The 4966-nt window shown below is 62.0% G+C and carries 8 protein-coding genes and 1 pseudogene; 1 reads left to right on the top strand and 8 read right to left on the bottom strand.

What is annotated here, in order from left to right; all coding sequences use genetic code 11:
* Positions 1–53 precede the first annotated feature (53 nt).
* The 5 genes from Q0938_RS18870 to Q0938_RS18850 all read right to left on the bottom strand — a co-directional run bounded on the left by Q0938_RS18870 (position 54) and on the right by Q0938_RS18850 (position 3357).
* The gene (locus Q0938_RS18870) at positions 54–281 is read right to left on the bottom strand and encodes a MerR family transcriptional regulator (RefSeq protein WP_299365606.1); all 228 of its coding nucleotides are present in this window, start codon (positions 279–281) and stop codon (positions 54–56) included.
* Entirely contained in the window at positions 278–733 is a 456-nt protein-coding gene (locus tag Q0938_RS18865; RefSeq protein ID WP_299365604.1) for a c-type cytochrome, read from the bottom strand. Before Q0938_RS18865 ends, Q0938_RS18870 begins: the two co-directional genes overlap by 4 nt.
* A 132-nt stretch (positions 734–865) precedes the next feature.
* On the bottom strand, positions 866–2365 hold the full coding sequence (locus Q0938_RS18860; protein ID WP_299365602.1) for a multicopper oxidase family protein: 1500 nt from the start codon (positions 2363–2365) through the stop codon (positions 866–868).
* 72 nt (positions 2366–2437) lie between these two features.
* On the bottom strand, positions 2438–2782 hold the full coding sequence (locus Q0938_RS18855; protein WP_299365600.1) for a hypothetical protein: 345 nt from the start codon (positions 2780–2782) through the stop codon (positions 2438–2440).
* 170 nt (positions 2783–2952) lie between these two features.
* A complete protein-coding gene (locus tag Q0938_RS18850; RefSeq protein WP_299365598.1) occupies positions 2953–3357 on the bottom strand; it encodes a DUF411 domain-containing protein in 405 nt (134 codons plus the stop codon).
* 37 nt (positions 3358–3394) lie between these two features.
* Between Q0938_RS18850 and Q0938_RS19510 the strand changes: the two are divergent.
* Positions 3395–3508 (top strand): annotated as a pseudogene (locus tag Q0938_RS19510) (superoxide dismutase family protein); the annotation flags it as partial.
* A gap of 89 nt (positions 3509–3597) precedes the next feature.
* On the opposite strand, the gene Q0938_RS18840 reads toward Q0938_RS19510, so the two are convergent.
* From Q0938_RS18840 to Q0938_RS18830, 3 genes are all read right to left on the bottom strand, one after another.
* Positions 3598–3906 carry a hypothetical protein gene (locus tag Q0938_RS18840; RefSeq protein WP_299365596.1) on the bottom strand — a complete coding sequence of 103 codons (309 nt, stop codon included), beginning with the start codon at positions 3904–3906 and terminating at the stop codon, positions 3598–3600.
* Positions 3907–4044: 138 nt separating this feature from the next.
* Positions 4045–4434, bottom strand: a complete 390-nt coding sequence (locus Q0938_RS18835) for a PIN domain-containing protein (RefSeq protein WP_299365594.1) — start codon at positions 4432–4434, stop codon at positions 4045–4047.
* Entirely contained in the window at positions 4431–4679 is a 249-nt protein-coding gene (locus Q0938_RS18830; protein WP_299365592.1) for an AbrB/MazE/SpoVT family DNA-binding domain-containing protein, read from the bottom strand. Before Q0938_RS18830 ends, Q0938_RS18835 begins: the two co-directional genes overlap by 4 nt.
* Positions 4680–4966 lie beyond the last annotated feature (287 nt).

Below are 4966 nucleotides of genomic sequence, written 5' to 3'. Positions count from 1 at the left end.
GTGGGTCTGCTCATGCACCCCAGCTACCATGCTGGATTCACGAGATGAATCCCTCACGGGATTTGCGCAACAGAGCCGTCCTGAAGCGAAAAACCCAGTCGCCGCGCGCGACCCAGAAATTTCAACCGCTGGACGTCTTTCGGGCTGAACTGGACGTAGCCGTTCGGCCCGCGCTGCGGGGACACGAGGTCGATCTGTTCATGATACCGGATCGTCTTTGCGGTGAGGCCGCAGCAGCAGCAGCAGCGGCTTCGGTGATGTTCATCACGCCCCCTTGTCACGAGATGCCGTTGGCGCGTTGCAGCTCGCGCACATAGGTGATGATCGCGTCGAGTTCGCTGTCGGTCAAAGGCTGATCAACGGGCGGCATGTTCCCGAACGACCAATGATGCGCCTGAACGCCGCGTCGGGCGGCCAGGACGAACGCCATGTCGCCGTGATGCGACGGCTCGTAGATCCGGTGCACGAGCGGCGGCGCGACGCCGTCCTGCCCGGCAGCATCGGCCCCGTGGCATGAGGCGCAGACCGCATTGAAGTAGGTCTCACCCTGCCGCGCCTGTGCAGAAAACTCTGTCGGAACGACAACCTCCGCCATGGGCGCCCCGGCGGACCGCGCGGTGGTCCCGGGCTGCGCAGAAGAGGCTGTGTCTTCGCCGGTGCGGGCTTGGCTCCAGTACCAGCCTGTCGCGGCAATGAGGACGACAGCCAATGCACCGATCAATCCCTTATTCATGATCCGATCTCCAGTTTTGTTTAGCCGCCGGTGCGGCGGTAGCGCGGCCCCATGGCTGGCTCTCGGCCATCCAGTGAAGCGCGCTGTGAATGTCGTTCCATCGAAGAGCTGTCCTCTCCGGTGGTTACTGCGTCAGGCCGTGACGGCGAACTCGGTCATCATGCCGGTGAACAGATGCGGCATGTGGTGGCAGTGCAGCATCCAGCGTGCGGCCTCGCCCGCGTCCAGCGCCACTGTCACCATTGCCATCGGCGGCACATACACCGTGTCCCGGATCGCGCCGGAAATTGCCTGCCCGTTGACGTTCACCACCCGAAAGACATGGCCATGGAGGTGCATCGGATGCCCCATCATCGACATGTTGTGGAACGTCAGATGTACGCGTTCGCCGGATCGAGCGAGAATCGGCTTGTGATCGCCCCAGGTCTGGCCATCGATCGTCCAGAGATAGGGCTGCATGGACCCGCCAAGCATGATCATGTGCGAGCGATCCACCGGGCGCGGTGCCAGCGGCGTCGCCGCGTCGGTCAGCGCCGCGCGAAGCAGCCCTTCTTGCGCTAGGTCGATATCGAATGCGCCGCTTGCGGTGTCGCCCAGTGGCTCGATCCGGGGCACCGGGGCGCCGGACGTGGCAAGGATGATCCCGGTCCGCTCCCGTGCGCCTTCGCGCAGCGCGAGGATCGGGAAAGCTCCGGCGCCGGACAGGTCGATCTCCAGATCAAGCCTTTGCGCCATGGCAAGCCCAAAGCGCGTGCCCGCAACAGGTTCCACGGGATGCCCGTCCACTGCCACCAGACGCGCTTCGATCCCCCCTGTGTCTATCCAGAAGGAGGTGGCCGCCGCCGCATTGACGACCCGCAGCAGGATGCGTCCTGCACGCTCGACCGCGATCACCTCGGGATCGGAAAGCGTGCGGTCGTTGGCGAGATAAGCGTCGAACTCGATGTCGTTCAGGTCCATGGCCATGCCGCCCATGCCTGTCGGCACCGGCCCCTCCATCGTCATGCCCGCCATAGCCATGCCCGAATGTTTCATGCCTTCCATGGCGTCATGGTTCATGACCGGCATCCCCATGTCCGACATGTCGTGGTGTCCGCCACCTTCCGTCACATCGGCCATGACCTCGGCCGCCGGACGAAATGAAAAGTCGTGCAGAAACATCACCACTTCCTGCCGGTCGGCCGTTACATCCTCGGGTCGACGCACGATCAAAGGGGCGGCAAGCAGGCTCATCTCCTGCAGCGGCACGTGGCTGTGCATCCAGTAGGTGCCCGGGAGTGGTTCATAATCGAAGCTGCGCGTTTCACCGGGCTTCAGCAGGGGCATCGGCAGGTCGGGTACACCATCCTGCGCATTGGGAGGGATCTGCCCATGCCAGTGGATGATCGTCTCCTCATCCAAGGCGTTGGTCAGGTCCACCCGGAAGCGTTGGCCGGGGTCCAGGACTAGCCCCTGTCGGCCGGAACTGTTCATCAGCCCCATGACCGTGGCGGCCCGCCCATCGACCTCGATCACGCGGGTCGTGGCTGTCAAAGAAAGGGGCCGTTCCCCGGCAGTGGAAAAACGCGGCAAGGCCGTCGTTGCAGCCATGGCTGCAGATGCGGCCAGAAAGCCGCGGCGTGTCAGTCTCATGTCGAAAATCCATCAGGCCCCACAGGGCCGCACTCGGACTGGAGCCGCCTTGCGGCTCCGCTCGGAAGGCAATCAGATGGATTTGGGAGGGCGGTCGTCTGGATCGGTCAGCCTGCCCCGCAGGACGAGCGTGGTCGGAAACCGGAGAGCCGCCGCAGAGAACTCGACTGGCATCGTGCCGAAAGGTTGCGAGCCGGGCGCGAATGGCCCGACACAGGCGATCGCACAGGCAGCTGTCACCATGTGATCGGCACCGCCGCAGTATCGGTCCTCGTTCTGCTGTTCGATCACACCAGATACGTCATGCTGGCACTTGCTTGCCGCGTCGTACGACCCTCCCGCCATGGTTGCGTGCGGAAGAACCGCCAGGAACATGACGGCAGCCATCAGACAGATGAGAAAAAGTGAGCGCGTCATGACTCTCGCGGCAAATCAAGGCTATTGAGCCCGAGGCAATCTATGCCTGTCGGACTTTGATCGCAATGCGTGGGGCCCAAGCGCGAATACCCCCGGTGCCCTGACCTCTAGGAGTTATCATATAGGTTTGACTTAACGGACACCAATTTTGTCGCATGCAGCGAGGACAGCTATGCGGCAGGATAATGGGTGAAGACCTCACTCGTGCCGTCCTTGCGGATCAGCAGGACATCATAGGCCTTTCGTTTGCTTTCCGGCCCCATGCCTGGACTGCCATAGGGCATGCCCGGCACAGTGATGCCGCGCGCATCGGGTCGTTCCTGCAGAAGCTTGCGGATATCGGCGGCCGGAACATGACCTTCGATGAAATAGCCATCCACTGAGCCGGTATGGCAGGACGACAGCTCGATGGGCACGCCCAAGTCCATCTTGTGCTGCATGAGAAGTGTGCCGAAACGCTCCTCATGGGTTACCTCGAAACCGTTTTCCCGCAAGTAGCGGGTCCATTGCTTGCAGCATTCGCAGCCGGTGCCTTCAACAACATGGATGGTGGTCGAGCTGCCGGACAGGGCCAAGTGCGGCACAGCGCTCGCGGCAGCGGACGGTCCCGACTTCAAGAGCGCAGGTGGTCACTTCGCTGGTGGCAAGGAGCACGGCATTCTGAATGCGGCCGGCCCTCATCCGGGTGACATGCCGAACTTCACCGTTGGCGCAGATGGTATGGCCAAGATGCTCCTGTTCAGACGTGCCCACCGGCAACAGTACTACCGAGGGGACACAGTGGTCCTCGAAGCGTTGCGGTCGCGGCACCATGTTCATTTCGGCATGCGCCACTGCCTTATAGTGCCGATCGGGAACATGTCCTCGCCATAGTGGTGCAGCTTGATGTGGTGGCGGCGGCAGAGCCACCTCACATCCAGAGGTTCGTCGTAGCGGTCATGATGGGCATCAACCACACCGTGACCACATACTTCGCAGCCCTGCTTCTCCAGAACTCCCGACACGAGCGCCCGCCGAACGGCAAGATGGGCCGTGTATTTGCGCAGATTTGCGCGGCGCCAGTTCGCTTGGCGAGTCTGGCTTTTCAGCGAAGGCGGTCGCGTGGTCTTCGGATCGTTCGCCATGACGTTATCACCTGTGACCTGGAGCTTGATAAAAGGCGAACCGCACGCTTCTGAACAGCCCTTCAAGTCGCTGATCAACAATCAGCGCAGCGTGGCCGCCGAGACGAGCAGGGGCTCGATATGAAGAATTGCCAAGAATCACCGGACTAGCTCGACATCGACCTCCAGTTCGTCGGCGACAACCTTCCACGCCTTGTCAGCCGTCAGTGATCGGGCCTGCCGCATCTTCGCAAGCGACAGGCAGATGCGATCACCAAGGGAAAGACCTGCAGCCTCCCCGATCACGCGCATCATTCCGGCCTCGAAGGCGACACCCGCATCGACCGGCACGATCTCGATAGGGAGCGGCGAGAGCATGGCCTGAATGTCAACCCGATCTGCTCCGAGCCTGGCATAATGCCCGACCACTTCCGCAAGGTTGACCGACGACACGAGCGCACCATCCAGATGCTCGGCGACCGTCGTGGCGCCCGGCTCGTCGAGCAGCAATGCGAGGAGTGCGGACGCGTCTAGGACGACCACACTCACTCCGCTTCCGCCTCGCGGCGCCGGTCGGCCAGAAAGTCCTGAACGCTCGCACCTTGCTTATCGGCCGTCAGTTTGCGGCTGATCTCTTGAGCCCGTGCCACGGCCCGGTTGAGGGGCCAGATTACGATCTCGTCGCCACGGTCCTCGATAAGGACATCACCCCCTTTTCCAAGACCGTGCCGCTTGCGAATGTCAGCGGGTAAGCTCAGCCGGCCTGTCGCTGTGATCTTGACGCGGGCTGACATAACGTCCTCTTATCTTGCAGTGTCACCTGTTAGACATCTTGCCTCAGAGGCGCTGATTAGGCAAGGACAGGTCAACCTGGCACATCGTGGATAACTTGGACGTGCAGAGGGCTTTGCGACAAGATAAACGCGGCCGTCCAGTGAGTGCCGGGAGAACACAGTCTTTTGAGGTCTACCCTAGACGGACGGTCACTTCGGACATGGTAGCGCGGCTTTGTTGCACAAAGCCTCTGATGTCCGAGGTTCCCCTTTCCCCGGACGGATTTATCCCGCGGTTTCTGTGACAG

Origin of the sequence: uncultured Paracoccus sp. (genome assembly GCF_947496875.1) — a bacterium.
In the GTDB taxonomy this organism is placed as follows: domain Bacteria; phylum Pseudomonadota; class Alphaproteobacteria; order Rhodobacterales; family Rhodobacteraceae; genus Paracoccus.
Note: the sequence above shows the minus strand (reverse complement) of the source record. Positions and strands in the feature narration are given on the sequence as shown.

Bases quoted from the DNA above. Each gene is read 5' to 3' on its own strand.
- Q0938_RS18855 (WP_299365600.1), bottom strand. From the start codon at position 2,782: ATGACGCGCTCACTTTTTCTCATCTGTCTGATGGCTGCCGTCATGTTC.
- Q0938_RS18865 (WP_299365604.1), bottom strand. From the start codon at position 733: ATGAATAAGGGATTGATCGGTGCATTGGCTGTCGTCCTCATTGCCGCG.
- Q0938_RS18860 (WP_299365602.1), bottom strand. From the start codon at position 2,365: ATGAGACTGACACGCCGCGGCTTTCTGGCCGCATCTGCAGCCATGGCT.
- Q0938_RS18830 (WP_299365592.1), bottom strand. From the start codon at position 4,679: ATGTCAGCCCGCGTCAAGATCACAGCGACAGGCCGGCTGAGCTTACCC.
- Q0938_RS18840 (WP_299365596.1), bottom strand. From the start codon at position 3,906: ATGGCGAACGATCCGAAGACCACGCGACCGCCTTCGCTGAAAAGCCAG.